At 48.1% G+C, this 15325-nt stretch carries 11 protein-coding genes and 1 tRNA gene; 8 read left to right on the forward strand and 4 right to left on the reverse strand.

The genetic code is table 11. The features are described from left to right. Nucleotides 1-72 precede the first annotated feature (72 nt). Nucleotides 73-147, forward strand: a tRNA-Gly gene (locus I3X05_RS22365). Between the two features lie 92 nt (nt 148-239). On the opposite strand, the gene I3X05_RS22370 is transcribed toward I3X05_RS22365, so the two are convergent. From I3X05_RS22370 to I3X05_RS22380, 3 genes are all read right to left on the reverse strand, one after another. Then, on the reverse strand, nt 240-1127 hold the full coding sequence (locus I3X05_RS22370; protein ID WP_045569116.1) for a LysR family transcriptional regulator: 888 nt from the start codon (nt 1125-1127) through the stop codon (nt 240-242). 156 nt (nt 1128-1283) lie between these two features. Further along, a complete protein-coding gene (locus tag I3X05_RS22375) occupies nt 1284-1769 on the reverse strand; it encodes a VOC family protein (protein WP_337971271.1) in 486 nt (161 codons plus the stop codon). 127 nt (nt 1770-1896) lie between these two features. Beyond that, complete coding sequence (locus I3X05_RS22380; RefSeq protein ID WP_045569118.1) at nt 1897-2670, reverse strand: transporter substrate-binding domain-containing protein; 774 nt, start codon at nt 2668-2670, stop codon at nt 1897-1899. A 446-nt stretch (nt 2671-3116) separates the two neighbouring features. Between I3X05_RS22380 and I3X05_RS22385 the strand changes: the two genes are divergently transcribed. The 6 genes from I3X05_RS22385 (at nt 3117) to I3X05_RS22410 (ending at nt 12258) form a co-directional block, all read left to right on the forward strand. After that, a complete protein-coding gene (locus I3X05_RS22385; RefSeq protein ID WP_337971272.1) occupies nt 3117-4754 on the forward strand; it encodes an ABC transporter substrate-binding protein in 1638 nt (545 codons plus the stop codon). Nucleotides 4755-4821: 67 nt separating this feature from the next. Further along, nucleotides 4822-5796 carry an ABC transporter permease gene (locus I3X05_RS22390; protein WP_337971273.1) on the forward strand — a complete coding sequence of 325 codons (975 nt, stop codon included), beginning with the start codon at nt 4822-4824 and terminating at the stop codon, nt 5794-5796. An 8-nt stretch (nt 5797-5804) separates the two neighbouring features. Further along, a complete protein-coding gene (locus I3X05_RS22395; RefSeq protein WP_337971274.1) occupies nt 5805-6797 on the forward strand; it encodes an ABC transporter permease in 993 nt (330 codons plus the stop codon). Continuing rightward, a complete protein-coding gene (locus I3X05_RS22400; protein ID WP_337971275.1) occupies nt 6794-7747 on the forward strand; it encodes an ABC transporter ATP-binding protein in 954 nt (317 codons plus the stop codon). Before I3X05_RS22395 ends, I3X05_RS22400 begins: the two co-directional genes overlap by 4 nt. A gap of 11 nt (nt 7748-7758) precedes the next feature. Then, complete coding sequence (locus tag I3X05_RS22405) at nt 7759-8745, forward strand: ABC transporter ATP-binding protein (protein WP_337971276.1); 987 nt, start codon at nt 7759-7761, stop codon at nt 8743-8745. Nucleotides 8746-8808: 63 nt separating this feature from the next. Beyond that, complete coding sequence (locus I3X05_RS22410; protein ID WP_045569123.1) at nt 8809-12258, forward strand: hypothetical protein; 3450 nt, start codon at nt 8809-8811, stop codon at nt 12256-12258. A gap of 147 nt (nt 12259-12405) precedes the next feature. Here the strand turns inward: I3X05_RS22410 and I3X05_RS22415 are convergent, their stop codons facing one another. Continuing rightward, the gene (locus I3X05_RS22415) at nt 12406-13404 is read right to left on the reverse strand and encodes a LacI family DNA-binding transcriptional regulator (protein WP_039442893.1); all 999 of its coding nucleotides are present in this window, start codon (nt 13402-13404) and stop codon (nt 12406-12408) included. A gap of 455 nt (nt 13405-13859) precedes the next feature. Between I3X05_RS22415 and I3X05_RS22420 the strand changes: the two genes are divergently transcribed. Then, entirely contained in the window at nt 13860-15233 is a 1374-nt protein-coding gene (locus tag I3X05_RS22420; RefSeq protein ID WP_337971277.1) for a carbohydrate porin, read from the forward strand. The last annotated feature ends 92 nt before the right edge of the window (nt 15234-15325 follow it).

The following is a 15325-nucleotide window of genomic DNA, read 5'->3' on the forward strand; positions in this document are numbered from 1 at the left end:
TTAACCGTTTGAACTAAAAAGGGCTTTCCTTTTTTATTAGATGTGGCATAGTAACTCCCGTCTTCACGATGCGCGGGCATCGTATAATGGCTATTACCTCAGCCTTCCAAGCTGATGATGCGGGTTCGATTCCCGCTGCCCGCTCCAAGTTTTCCTCTTCTTACTCCGCCAAATCTAATTCATATTGAGCATATCGTTTCGATTTTTCGTTGTGGTCTACCCTTGGTTTCTCTGCGAGACTAACACAAAATGCGTGCTAGATAGCTATTCACGGTATGGTAACGTTGCGGTAGGTCGCGGTTTCTTTTTTGCACCAAATATAAGGTTTCTCTCACTTCCGTTTTTGGACTGACAACGACTAGGCTTTCGCTATCGACAAAGTTTGTGATGGCACTTTTTGGCAGCACGGTAAATCCCAAACCTCGAGAAACCGGGAGTAAGATTTGGCTCAGTTGGTTGACGTAGCCCGATTTTGGCAGCTTATCTAGGTTGATCTTCGACAGCGACTCCAGCTCACACGCATTGAAATAAATGGATAAGTAATGCTGGGCATCAGGATGATCAATCACCCCAATATCGCATAGCAAGTCGGCGTTAATTTCACTTTCTTTATAAAACTTTGGTAAGACCAAACATAAAGTCTCGCTGCCGAGAACAGTGCTTTGAAATAGCCTTTCGTCGGGCTTTTGGGTGACAATCCCTAAGTCAATCATATCTGTCTGCAGATCATTGAAGATTTTCTGGTTGGGGGCGGCTTCAAGATGGATCTTTAAATCAAGATGCGCTTGCTGCAACGACAGCAACTGTGGATAGAGTTGCAATGCCAGTGAACCTGAACAGGATAACTTACACAGACCAGCAAATGGATTATCAAACTCTAGGCTAGCAAACAAACGTGCTTCAGCATCGGCGCTCTTTACGGCGTGTTCATAGACCAATTTTCCTTGCTCTGTGAGTTCAAAGGTTTTATTGATTCGCTGTATGAGCGCATGACCGCAGAGCTCTTCAAGTTTTCGAATGTGCTGGCTGACCCCAGGTTGGGTCATATGCAGCTTTTCTGCCGTGTGAGTAAAGTGCCCCACATCAACTAAGGTTTTGAACGTGTTCAGCCAGATTGGATTGAGCATAGAGGTGTCCTTCATACAACCAAAAATGGATGGGGTGTCATATTTGTTTTAAGGTAACCCATAGAAAGCAACATAAAAGAAGCACTGTGCAGAAACAAGTAAGGATTAGCTAATTGCTAATCCTCAGAAGTGGTAATGCCAAGTGTACTTGGTGGGCTATTCGTAATCGGAAGCGTAGGTTTCTTCATACGAGTGGGAATAAAGCTCAAAGAGATTACCAAACGGGTCTTCTAAATAGACCATCTTAGCGGGCTTTGTATCGTCTTCTGGATGGTAACGCATCACATCCATACGCACTTTCCCACCAAATTTTGTCACTTTCTCCATCACTCCTGCAAAATCGTCGGTTTGCAGGCAGAAATGGAAAATACCTAGCCGAGAGAAGTCTACGCCATGGCGCTCTTGGCGTTCTCTCATTTCAAACAGTTCGACACCAATACCATCTGTCGTGGTGAGGTGCGCAATGTTAAAACCTTTAAAACCCTCACCAAAAACCGCGATACACATACGGCCAATCGCCGTTTCTCGTTCTTCAATCACTTTTGTATTGTTCATGACGATTTTTAGCCCCAAAGCTTGAGTATAGAACTCCACCGCTTGGTCCATATCGCCCACCATGATGCCGACGTGATTCATTTTCATCACTTTCTCCAAATGCTAATTTTCTGAGTACTTGCGACCGATAGAGAAAGTCTATGTGAGCATGCTTGAGATGTTAAATTATCAAATATTCTAAAAATAATAATGAAAAATTATCATCTCCAACCATTCAAAGATAAAGTGGCGTGAAATCATGCCACTCTTCAGGTAACAGAGAGTTAACTAAGCGGAATACTTTTCGCGTTTTTGGAGAAAGATGCTGAACCGCAGTGCCGTAATGTTTTCGGTAGATGTGCTCTAACACTCCGCGTTGCTCGAGCTTTTGTAGTCCTTGTTCGAGATCTTTTTGCAGTTTGGTTTGGCTCGGATTCAGATAAAAGACGATAGGTAAAGGATAGAAAAACATCAGACTGGGCTCTATGACGAGCCGACTGGCCTCTTGTGGATGGTCATCAAGTAAACTTTGTGCTTCGTTGATGCCGAGCGGGATAAAATCACACAGCCCTTCTTGTAGAAGTAAAAATTGTTGTGCCAGCGTTCCTTGTTCCAATACCTGAAAACCATTTTGCCGCAAGAGTTCAGCGTCTGCCCAAGTGCCGGGAATGCCAGCGATACGCTGTTGCAACTCAGAGAGCGATAAGTGGGCAAATTGATCCTGTTCATCACGGCGTACAATCAAGACACGACAACCCAAGATGCCGCCGCAAATGGCGTGAGGCACCATCAGGTATGTTTCTTTGGCAAATTTACGGTTGCCCGCGACCGTGGTAGTGAGATCAGTGCCTGACGCAAAAATATTGGCCTCATCGGTGGCGAGAGGGTAGTCCGTAGTATCATGGACAATGTTGCAAGGCAGTTCTTGAGCTTGCAGTACAGCATGAAGTACATCGATTTCGTGCTGTTGTCTTGTCCACGATTTGTTGCCATTCCAGAAATTGAGCATAGTGAGTCACTCCAACTTGTAGTCTAACCTTATCATTTCACGGAATATTTAATAAAGAAAGCGCTTTCTTATTGTTTAATGACAAACAATAAGAGAAATGGAGAGTCACGGCGATGATTCTATCTCTTTGCGGAGAATAAACGTTTGTTACGTCACAAAATTCATCATAAATGGCATATTTTAAGTTTTTGATTTTTAAGTATTTTATTTAAGTCCAATAACTGGACATGGTTATAACTTATTGATATGTATAAGTTAAGTGAATCTGTGATCTCTGGTCGTTTTTATCCATCTCTATTTGAATAGTTGTAGGCAAAGGGGAAGAATGAATTAAAAGAAAGCGCTTTCTTTCTCGTTTTGCTAGTTATTGTGCGTACAACGGGAAGTGAATCAAAAAACAATAAGAAATCGCTTTCATGGGGTGTAACTAAAACAAGGACAATGTGATGCAAAAGAAAACTCTGCTCGCAACTCTCGCTGCCAGTCTACTGTTAACTGCAACGGCCTCTACAGCGGCCGAGATCAAACAGGGTGGTACCTTAACCGTGCCAATCATCAATACGGGGTTTGTCGACAACTTCAACCCTTACACCACCAAAGATCTGCTGCACGGTGTGATGTTTGAACCTCTGTTGGTGTTCAATAACATGACGGGGAAAACGGATTTTCGTTTGGCAAAATCGGTGGCTTACTCGGACGATCTAAAAACCCTCACCCTGACACTGCGTGACGACTTGAAATGGTCTGATGGCACGCCACTGACCGCAGAGGATGTGGTTTACAGCTTCATGCTCACCAAAGATGCGCCAGCGTTTGACCAGAAAGGGATTTGGTCGGCGAAAAATCTGCAAACCATTACCGCCAAAGATGCGACTACAGTGGTCTTTGCACTCAATGAGGCGGACTCGACTTTCGCGTGGAATCTAGAGCGTTACCACATTGTTCCTAAGCACATTTGGTCAAAAGTGGCAGACTTAACCACCTTTACCAATCCAAATCCTGTGGGCAGCGGCCCAATGACGGTAGTGAAATACGTTAAGCCACAGCAAATGGAACTGTGCCGTAACCCGAACTACTACCTTGAAGGTCGTCCATATCTTGATTGCGTCAACTTCCGCTCTTACAACGACAACTCGCAAATTCAACCTGCGTTGATCAAAGGCGAAATCGACTGGGGTTCCAACTTCATTGCGGATGTGGAATCGACGTTTGTCGCGCAAGACAAAGCCAACAACCACTTCTGGTACCCAGCCAACGACGCGATTCACCTGTACGTCAACACCAAAAAAGCGCCGTTTGATGATCTGCGCGTGCGTCAGGCATTGTCAATGGCTCTGGATCGCCAAGAGATTGTCGATATCGCCGCTTATGGTTATCCGACGCCCAACTACAATGTCGGCGGTATTGGTGAACTATACAAAACGCATATCGACCCTAAAATTGGGCAAAAATATGGTTATTTGACCCAATATAACCCAGAAAAAGCGAAACAATTGCTAGAAGATGCGGGCATTGTGGATCGCAATGGCGACGGTTTACGTGACAACAAAGATGGCTCAACGGTTGAGTTTGATATCGAAGTGGTGAACGGCTGGACTGACTGGATCCAAGTGGTGCAGATGGTCACGGAATACTTTGACGAAATCGGCATCAAGGCCAATGTGAAAACCGTGGACTGGGCGGTGTATGACGCTAACTTGAAAGAGAGCAAGTACACCATGTCGATCAACTGGTCGATGGTCGCCACCAACCCAATTTTGGCCTACCAAGAGTACTTCGCGACGTCACGTATCGGCAAAACATGGCACGCGGGCCACGGTGTGAACTCGCCAGAGATCGACAAGTTGATTGAAAGCTTCGGCAAAATCGGCGATGCGAAAGAGCAAGAAGCGATTCTTTCTCAATTGCAGGAATATACCGCAGAAAACCTACCGTTTATTCCTCTGTTCTCTAACCCAACTTGGTTCCAGTACAGCACCAAGAAGATTGTTGGCTGGCCAGATGCAGATCATCCTTATGTACAGCCAGTGTGGTATGACGGCGGTAAGCGCGTGATCATTCTCAACAACTTACATCTGAAATAAGTGGTTTGTGTTTTCAATTGTTAGGAGTCACCGCCACGGTGGTGGCTCCTAGGTTAAAAGGTGTGTTATGTCGTTTTTAGTTCGCCGTTTTGGCTTTTATTTTACTGCCTTTCTGATTGCGATTTCATTCAACTTTATGTTGCCGCGTTTGATGCCAGGGGATCCGGTGGATGCTCTGTTTGCCGCAGCACAAGGTCGAATGGACCCAGCTCAGATGGACGCAGTGCGTGAGATGTATGGTTTTGTCGATGGCAACCTGTTTGAGCAGTATCTGGCTTACATGAAGAGCGTGTTTACGCTTGATCTTGGCCCTTCGGTACTGATGTTTCCGGTAAGTGTATCGGATGTGATTGCCATGGCGCTGCCGTGGACCATGTTCCTTGCGCTCGGCTCTTTGATTGTCGCATTGATCATCGGTGTCAGTATTGGTACCTATGCGTCTTATCGTCGTGAAGGACTGTTTGGCCAAGTGGTGCCACCCGTGCTGGCCTTCATCAGTAACTTCCCTTATGTCGTTACTGCGCTGCTGCTGTTCTACTTCTTCGGTTTGAAACTGGAACTATTGCCGCTGGCGTACACCTACGACCCAGCGTTAGAGCCGGGCTTTAACCTGGAGTTTATCGGCAGCGTCGCCAAGCACGCGATACTTCCAGTGGGTTCGATGGTGGTGGTCGGTATTGCGACTTGGGTGTTTAACATGCGCAATGCGATGATCAACGTGCTCGGTGAAGATTACGTCACCATGGCGGAAGCGAAAGGACTGAGCAGTTTCCGCGTGATGTATCGCTATGCAGGACGCAACGCGATTTTGCCAGTGGCAACCGCGATTGCCATGGCGATCGGTTTCTCCTTCGCCGGTTCGATCATGACGGAAGTGGTGTTCAACTACCAAGGGCTGGGCAACATTCTGCTCAAAGGCATTGTCGCCCGTGACTACCCATTGATCCAAGCCATCTTGTTGATTCTCGTTACCGCAGTACTGACGGCGAACTTTATTGCCGATCTGCTGTACGTCTGGCTTGACCCCCGCATTTCAAACTAAGGTGTACCATGGACAAGACAATCAATACTAATAATGCGTCCGAACCTAGTGAAATGATCGCTCGTGAGCCTCGTTTCTCGTGGAAAAAGACCAAAAAAATACTGGGTAAAATTTACGCATTTTTCTATGGCAACCCGCCAGCCATTATTGGTGGTTTGTTACTGACTATTATCCTGAGCGGTGCATTGTTTGCACCGGTATTGGCAACCCACAACCCAGAAAAGCGCGTTGCTCGCCCGCACGTAGCACCGAATGCAGAATACGTTCTCGGTACCACGCGTAGTGGCCGTGATGTCTACAGCCAAGTGCTGCATGGCGCGCGCAAATCACTCACTGTGGCGATCGCAGCCGGTGTGATTGCCATGAGCCTAGCGGTGATCGTCGGCGTTTCATCCGGCTATTTCGGCGGCAAAATCGATGAGCGTCTTAACTTTCTGACCAACGTGTTTCTGGTTTTTCCCCAGTTGCCCCTTTTGATCGTGTTAGCGGCTTTTCTCGGTCAAGTGGGATCCTTGGTGATCACCGTCTTGCTCGGAATCACGTCGTGGCCTTGGGGCGCTCGGGTCATCCGCTCGCAAACCATGGCGATTCGCAATAAAGAGTTCATCATTTCGGCGGAAGTGATGGGTGAGTCAAAAATTCGCATCATCTTGGTCGAGATCCTGCCAAACCTTGTTTCCATCGTATTCGGCGGCTTCTTGGGTACCGTGATTTACGCCATGGGCGCGGAAGCGGGCCTAGGCATTCTAGGCTTGGGAGATGCAACCGAAGTGAGCTGGGGATCGATGCTTTACTGGGCGCAAACCTCCTCGTCGCTCTACACCGGCGCATGGTGGGAGATGCTGGTACCGGCGTCAGCATTGGCGATTACCGGTGGTGCGTTGGCGCTGGTCAACATGTCCATCGACCAAGTGAGCAACCCGAAACTGCGCACTGGCCCACACATCAAACTGTGGCATCAATTGAAAAAGCAAGCCGATAAACGCCGAGGTCTACTATGAGTCAGTTACTTGAAATCAATAACTTGTGCGTAGATTACGTCTCACCCAATGGCGTGGCACGCGCAGTGAATAACGTAAGCTTAACCATCGCACCTGGGGAAACGCTCGGGCTGGCTGGCGAATCGGGCTGTGGCAAAAGCACCTTAGCGTTTGCCATCTCGCGTCTGCATAAAGCGCCTGCGCTGATCTCGGAGGGGGAAATCCTCTACAAAGGACAAGACGTGTTGAAGATGAATGATCGCCAATTGCGCGATTTTCGCTGGAACGATGTGTCGGTGGTGTTCCAAAGCGCGATGAACTCGCTCAACCCGGTGATCACCATTGGCGAGCAACTGACGGATGTGATTTTGGCTCACCGTAAAGTGCCGTACAAACAAGCCCATGAGAGAGCGGTAGACCTGCTGAAAATCGTCGGCATTCATGGCGATCGTATGAGCAGCTTTCCGCATCAACTCAGTGGCGGTATGAGGCAGCGTGTGGTGATTGCGGTGGCGCTCGCGCTTGAGCCAAAACTGATCATCATGGACGAGCCAACCACGGCGCTGGATGTGGTGGTTGAGCGCGAAATTCTCAACGAGCTGTACGAACTCAAGAGCAAGTTTGGCTTCTCGATTCTGTTCATCAGCCACGATTTGAGTCTGATGGGCGAAATCGCCGACCGCATTGGCGTGATGTACGCGGGCAACCTGATTGAGCTGGGCGAGGCGCAGCAAGTGTTTGGCAATCCACAGCACCCTTACACCAAAGGATTGATCTCGTCATTCCCGACCATTCACGGGCCAAAAGAGCGTCTTTACGGCATTCCCGGTAACCCGGTCAATCTGCTCAATATCCCAACGGGATGTAATTTCCAAGAGCGTTGCGGTGTTTGTGCATCCGTGTGTAAGCAGCAAGAGCCACATCTCAAACGTGTCGGCAACGGCAGCCTAGTCTCTTGTCATTCAGTGTAGTTGGGGGAAATATGCAACAAGTAAACACACCCGAGGTGATTCTTTCGGTTAAGAATCTGGTGAAAGATTTTCCTCTGGGTCAATCGATGAAAAGTAATCTGATGCGAGCGGTGAACGACGTGTCGTTTGAACTGCGCAAAGGCGAAGCGTTGGCGATTGTCGGTGAGTCGGGCTCAGGCAAAAGTACCGGAGCACGTATTTTAACCCGCATCTACGATAAAACCGCAGGGGAAGTGACCTTTAAAGGCCAACCGCTGGCTGATTACATCAAAGAAAATGGTGAGTTGGAATACGCACGCCAAGTGCAGATGATTTTCCAAGACCCCTTTGGTTCACTCAATCCGGTGCACACCATCTATCACCACATTGCGCGTCCGTTGCAGATCCACAAACGGGCCGATAACGCCGCTATTCCCAAACTGGTGTTTGAACTGCTTGAGCTGGTGGGCTTGTCGCCAGCCAAAGAGACGGCGGAAAAATACCCGCACGAGCTCAGTGGCGGTCAGCGTCAGCGCGTGGCGATTGCACGTGCCATCGCTGTTGACCCGGAAGTGATTCTGGCCGACGAGCCGATCTCGATGCTGGATGTGTCAGTTCGCTTAGGCATTTTGAACTTGATGGCGGATCTAAAAGATAAGCACGGCATCTCATTTATGTACATCACTCACGACATCGCAACCGCGCGTTACTTTGCAGAAAAGACCGCGGTGATGTACGTCGGCCACATGGTTGAGTGGGGCGACAGCGACAGTGTGACGCAAAACCCGCAGCATCCGTATTCGCAGCTGCTGCTTTCTGCGGTGCCAGAAGTGGGCAAGGCGGGGAGACGGGAACTGCAAGCGAAAAAAGGCGAGATTCCACTGTGGAAGCCAAGCAGTGTTGGCTGTCCATTCGCGGCTCGCTGTCTGAAAGCGACTGAGCAGTGTACGCACTCGCTGCCAGAAGCAACCCAAATTGCAGAAAACCACTTTGCTCGTTGCCATCACCTTGCTGGGTGATGGTTAGCATCTCTATTTAAAAAAGCGCAAATAGAAAGCGCTTTCTTTAGTCGGAATGAAATTATGAATCTTACACAGGTTAAAAATCAAACAGTCACTGGCTCTTTTGTTGATTTACTTGGCGAGCGTTACTACAAAATCGCCAACGTAGATAAAATGGCCCCGTTTTTTATTAGCGTGGTCTCGTCCAGCGACCATTGGCTGTTTATCTCCTCAACAGGCAGTTTGTCAGCGGGGCGCATTCGTCCTGAAAACGCTCTTTTCCCTTATAAGTCGGTGGATCATATCCATGAAAGTGCGGAAAACACCGGCTCAAAAACCATTATTCGCGTACAGCAAGATGGCCGTTGGGTACTGTGGGAACCGTTCAACCGTTTCCACGATGGCTTGTACCAAGTCGAGCGCAATCTTTATAAAAACAGCATCGGCGACAAAATCGTTTTTGAAGAGCTTAACCACACGTTAAAGCTGAAATTCCAATACACTTGGGCCAGCAGTGACGATTTTGGCTTTGTTCGCCGTGCGCAAATCAGTGATCTCTCTGGCCAAGAGCGTGAGCTCGACATTCTCGACGGTTTGCAAAACCTATTGCCATCGGGCGCGCCATTGGCGGCTCTGCAAACGCGCAGTGCCTTGGTGGATGCCTACAAATGGAATGAACAAGTGGAAGGCACCTCACTGGCGCTCTACACCATGTACGCTAAGCTAAGTGATCGCGCAGAGCCCGCCGAATCACTGTTGGCGACCACAGTGTTTAGCATCGATAACGACGACGGGCAGATTCTGCTCAGCAGCGAACAGTTGGGCGCGTTCCGCTGTGGTGAGCCAATTGCTAACGAGCCACTGACGCGTGGCGTACGCGGCAGCTACTTGATCAACAAAACCATCAAGTTGACAGCAGGTCAGAGTAAGCACTGGCTGATTGTGGCGGATATCGACAAAAACCATTGTGATGTGCGCGCTTTAGAGCAGCAACTTGCGACGCCAGCGAATGTGGAACAGCAGATCGAGGTGAGTATTGCACAGAATCAGCAAGAACTGGTGGCCTTGATGTCGGGCGGCGACGCATGGCAAGTGACCGCAGAAGAGACCACGTTTGTGCACCACTACGCCAACGTACTGTTCAACAGCATGCGCGGCGGCGTGATTGAAAACAACTACCAGCTCGACAAGCGAGATGTGCTGAAAACCATGCGCAAAACTAACCAACAGGTGGTGGCGCGTCAGCAAACCTTCTTCGCTGATCTGCCAGAGAGTTTCACTCACGCAGAACTGGTGCGCCTGGCGAAGCTCACTGGAGACGCGCAGTTGGTGCGTTTGAGTTACGAATATTTGCCACTGACCTTTGGCCGTCGTCATGGCGACCCAAGCCGCCCGTGGAACCACTACGAAATCAAACTCAAAGATGAACACGGCGAACGTCTGCTTTCCTACCAAGGTAACTGGCGAGACATTTTCCAAAACTGGGAAGCGATGGCGCTGAGCTATCCCGGGTTCATCTCTTCGTTTATGGCAAAGTTTGTCAACGCTTCGACCATGGATGGCTACAACCCCTATCGCATCACCAAAGAGGGCATCGACTGGGAACTGTTGGAAGCGGATGACCCGTGGAGCAACATCGGTTACTGGGGCGATCACCAGATCATCTACTTGCTGAAATTCCTCGAGTTAGCGAAGAAATATCAGCGTGAAGAGCTTAGCGAGTTGCTCACTAGCGATCTGTTTAGCTACGCCAATGTGCCGTACGAGCTGTGCGGCGTGGACAAGCTGTTCGCCAATCCAAAAGATACGGTGGCATTTAACTATGCTCGACAAAAGCGCATCGAAGAAAAAGTCGCGCAACTGGGCAGTGATGGCCGCTTAGTTCTCGAAGGGGAAGAGAGCGTTTACATGGTGAACTTGTGTGAAAAAGTGCTGGTGCCTCTGCTGTCGAAACTGAGCAATTTGGTACTGGATGGCGGTATTTGGCTAAACACTCAGCGCCCGGAATGGAACGACGCCAATAACGCGATTGTCGGCAATGGCCTCTCTATGGTTACCTTGTACTACATGCGCCGTTATGTCGCCTTCTTGCAGGGATTAATGAGCGAACTGCCGTCATCTGTCTCGATGTCGAAAGAGGTGTTTGATTGGATGCTCGCCATCACCCGTATTTTGCAAGACGCAACCAAAGAGATCCGTCAAGGTACGGTGAACCGTCAGACACGCAAAGCGATTTTGACCCTGCTAGAAAAATCGGCCGATGACTATAGACAGCGCGTTTACCGCATGAACGGCTTCTCGGGCAAAACCAAGGTGGAGAAAAGCGCGCTAGAGAAACTGCTGGAAGCCAGCCTTGTGGTACTTGATTCGAGCATCGAAAACAACTTGCGTGAAGATGGTTTGTACAACGCTTACAACATCCTGACTTACTCGGGTGAAAGCTTAAATATCGAGAATCTCTACCCTATGCTGGAAGGGCAAGTGGCGGTATTGAGTGCGGGTGTGCTGACTCCGAAACAAGCCGTTGAGTTGTTGGATAAGCTGTTTAGCAGCGACATGTACCGTGACGATCAGCAAAGCTTTATGCTCTATCCAGATCGCCAGTTGCCCGCGTTTGTTGAGCGCAATCGCATCGCGCCTGAGCAAGTTGAAGAAACTCGTGTCATTAGCGAGATGCTAGCGAAGGGTGATCAACGAATTGTGCAACGCGACATTCAAGGCGATTGCCATTTCCACGCTGCGTTTGAAAATGTCGATGGGCTGCGCAAGGCAATCGCACAGGTAAAAGCAGACTATCCTGAGCTTGGCAAAGAGCAGTGGGACGAGCTGAATGCGCTTTACGAGCAAGTGTTCAACCACCGCGCCTTTACTGGCCGCTCCGGCACCATGTTTGGTTACGAAGGTTTGGGTTGTATCTACTGGCACATGGTCTCCAAACTGCTGCTGGCAGTACAAGAAAACTACCAGTTTGCATTGGAACAAGATGCAAACAGCGATGAAACCAAGCAGTTGGCGCACTACTACTACCGCGTTCGTCAGGGCATTGGCTTTAATAAAACGCCGCAAAATTACGGCGCGTTCCCGACCGACCCATACTCACACACGCCAAAACACGCGGGTGCACAGCAGCCGGGCATGACAGGCCAAGTGAAGGAGGAAGTGTTGACGCGCTTTGTCGAACTGGGCATCGAGGTCAAAGAAGAGGCGATTCGCATTCAGCCGACATTGTTGAGGAAGCAAGAGTTCCTTACCCAAGCGACCACGTTTAGCTGTTTGGCGCTGTCGGGTGAAAAGCGCAGTTATGTGCTTGAAGCGGGTCAGCTTGCGTTTACCTATTGTCAGGTACCGTTTATCTACCAGATCAGCGAACAGGCGCAAGGGCATATTGAAGTGATGATGAACGATGACAGTGTGCAGCTTTTTGATCAACTGGAACTTGACCGAAATATCAGCCAAGCGATTTTTGCTCGCACGGGTGAAGTGGAAAAAGTGCTGGTGAGCATACCAGAATCCATGCTTTATCGCGGTTAAATTCTACAAATAAGCCGATGAAAACAAAATGGCCTCACTAAGATGTGAGGCCCTTTTTTCTTTTACTAACGTGCTTTTACTAACATGCTCTTACTAACAAAAGATCAAGGCGGGGAACTCGCTGCTTTTGGATTGAATCGTCGCCGTCTATTGGCAGGCTTTCACCGAATCTCGCACCACCAGCTCTGGCGTCAGTTTGTGCTTTAGTGGGTAGCTCTGCTTGTTGACCAGCGCCAATACCCCTTTGGCGGCTTCGCAGCCCATTTCCATCACAGGGAAGTTCACCGTGGTTAAGCGTGGGCGAATGTGCTGGCTGTGAGTATCGTTATCAAAACCGACCACAGAAAGATCGTCGCCAATCGCCAATCCGCGTTCTGCGGCCACGTCATAAACTGCGAGAGCAATGTTGTCGTTTTGGCAGAAAATGGCGCTGATTTGTGGATCGCGATCGAGCAGACGGCGCGCCGCTTCATGGTTGCCTTGGTGGTCAAAACGTCCTTCAACAATCAAGTTAGCATCATAAGCAATACCAAACTCGGCCAGCGCATTACGATAACCTTGCAAGCGCTCTCGGCTATCGCCTTTGCTCAGTTGTCCTGTAATACACGCCACTTTCTTGTGACCATGTTCTAGAAGGTGTTTGGTCGCCAAATAGCCGCCGAGTTCGTTATCAATAAAAATGCAGTGATCGGCAATTTCAGGAATGTAGCGGTTCAAAACAATCGTGGCGTTTTGACGCTCAACCACCTCAATCAGTTCATCATCAGAGAGCTTGTCGGAATGAACAATCAAGCCATCCACTTGCTTTGAGCGCAGGAAGTTGATCGAATCTTGCTCTTTGGTGTGAGATTCCTGACCACTGGTGACGATCAAGTGAATGTTGTTTTGTCTTACAGTATTTTCCGCGTGGTGCATGAGTGGTCCATAAAATGGACCATCCAGCGAGCCGACTAACATGCCGATGCTGTTAGAGCGGCTTGAAGCGAGCGCCTGTGCAAAGGCGTTCGGTTTGTAACCGAGCTTTTCAATCGCTTCGAAGACTTTCTTACGGTTGGCTTCTTTTACCGTTGGATGGTTATTAAGTGCTCTTGAAACCGTTGATTGAGAGACATTCGCCAGCTCAGAGACTTCTTTAATGGTGATCAATGGAACTCCCCTTATGTTGCCTTTTGAGTTCAAGTCGACAGTGTAACCTCGTGTTCTCACAGCACCTAGCGCTCTTGACATCGAGATTAAAAATATTGGAACTGAACAAGGTTCAGCGCATCTGCGTCAAATTCCATCACAATTAAAACGTGGTAGAAGCGATTATAATGTGATCTATGCATAAAGAAAGCGCTTGCTTGGTGATAAGGGTCGCGTTTTATACGATTTATAGCCGCTACAATGGTCAGTAACGGTGTGTTTCATCGATTGCAATATAACGTACCGCTCATAGTGGTAACAAATTGGTTTCAATGTTATGGCTTTATTAACATTTGGAGCTATTTTTTAAACTTATAAAGAAAGCGCTTTCTTTATGGCTTGCCAAAGTCGAAAGCATTTAATCCAATCGTGATCGCCTTGTAATCAAGGGCTTAGGGACAAAAGGGAGAACCACAGTGGTCAATCAATTTCACTTCATAAAATCGAAACTTGCGCTCGGCGTTGCTATAGGCCTCGCTTTCGCTTCTCAAGCGCATGCCGCGGAGATGAGTAGCATTGAATTTCATGGGTATTTTCGTGCTGGTGTGATTAATAGTGTGGAGAATGATCTAAAACGCTCTAATTTTGCTGGTCAGAAGGAAACGTTAGGTCGTTTAGGCATTGAAGCCGACAACGATTACAAAGCCAACCTCGTTAGCAATTGGGACTTTGACGACGGTAGAAATTTCCGTATTAATTTTGGTGTTGGAGCAAAAGGGAAAGAAGCAGGATTATCCTCCAGCGCGGATGGATTTGATGCCGCGATCACTAATGCGTTCGTTGAGTTAAAGGGTGTTTCACCAACGGGAACGTTTTGGGCTGGTAAGCGCGAATATGGTAAGAGCGATAATTATATTTTCATGACCGACTTCTTTTACACAGATATGTCCGGTATAGGGATTGGCTTAACGGATTTAAGCCTTTTTGGCAATGAATTTGATCTTGCGTATATAGCCAGTGATCGATATGACGAAAATACAGACCGATGGGCAGATTCTCCAACACAAGTTGGTAACAATGGAACTAACTTAAATAATCTTCTCCATGCAATCCATATTGGAACCAGTTTTGATAATCTCTCTGTATCCGCTTTATTAAAGACGATGCCAGACAACTGGGATGCACAGGGGAAAGAGTGGGCTGAAACCGGTTTTGATTTAACACTGACGTATAAAATGTCGAGCTTCTTTGGTCTAGCTGGCAATGGCTTTTCAAATATTATCGCTCAAGCGGGTAAAGGTTTGGGTGCTGGCAATTTGTTGGGTGGCACCATAACGGACTACAACGCTTATGCTCCCGGATCTTTAGCTCAGGGGCAGCATGACGACTGGGGTGCGGCAGGCGATGCGCGTCAGCTACTCTCAAAAGTAGAGGATGATGATACCTCTGCAAGAGTGATGCTCTGGGGGGGCTATACTTTTGATAACGGAGTCGGGTTTTTCCCATCCATTCAAGGTCAGTATAACCATATGGCGTCAGGGGATGCTCGTTCACAGAGCGACTACAACTACTGGTTGTCTGCAATGACAAGAATGACAGTGCCTGTTAGTTCTCATTTCTACGTTCAAGGTGAAGTAGGCTACGCATACAACAATTGGGGTGGGAGTTCGTGGAACCAATCTAAGTTGACCATTGCACCAACGTTTATTTTGCCAACCTCCGTTGGAGTGAATCCGGAAATCAGACTATTAGCCTCATATTTACCTAAATCTTGGACTAATTTAAATGAGGTTTCAGGTAAGCCTGAGGATGACTTTATTGTTGGCTTCCAAGCTGATCTTTGGTGGTAAGTTAATTACGTTAAATGAAATAGCATAAGAAATTATTTAATTAATTTAACTTAAATTTAATTTATATAAGCAGTAAAGCTAAATAATTAAAT

Origin of the sequence: Vibrio navarrensis, from assembly GCF_015767675.1 — a bacterium.
Lineage (GTDB): Bacteria > Pseudomonadota > Gammaproteobacteria > Enterobacterales > Vibrionaceae > Vibrio.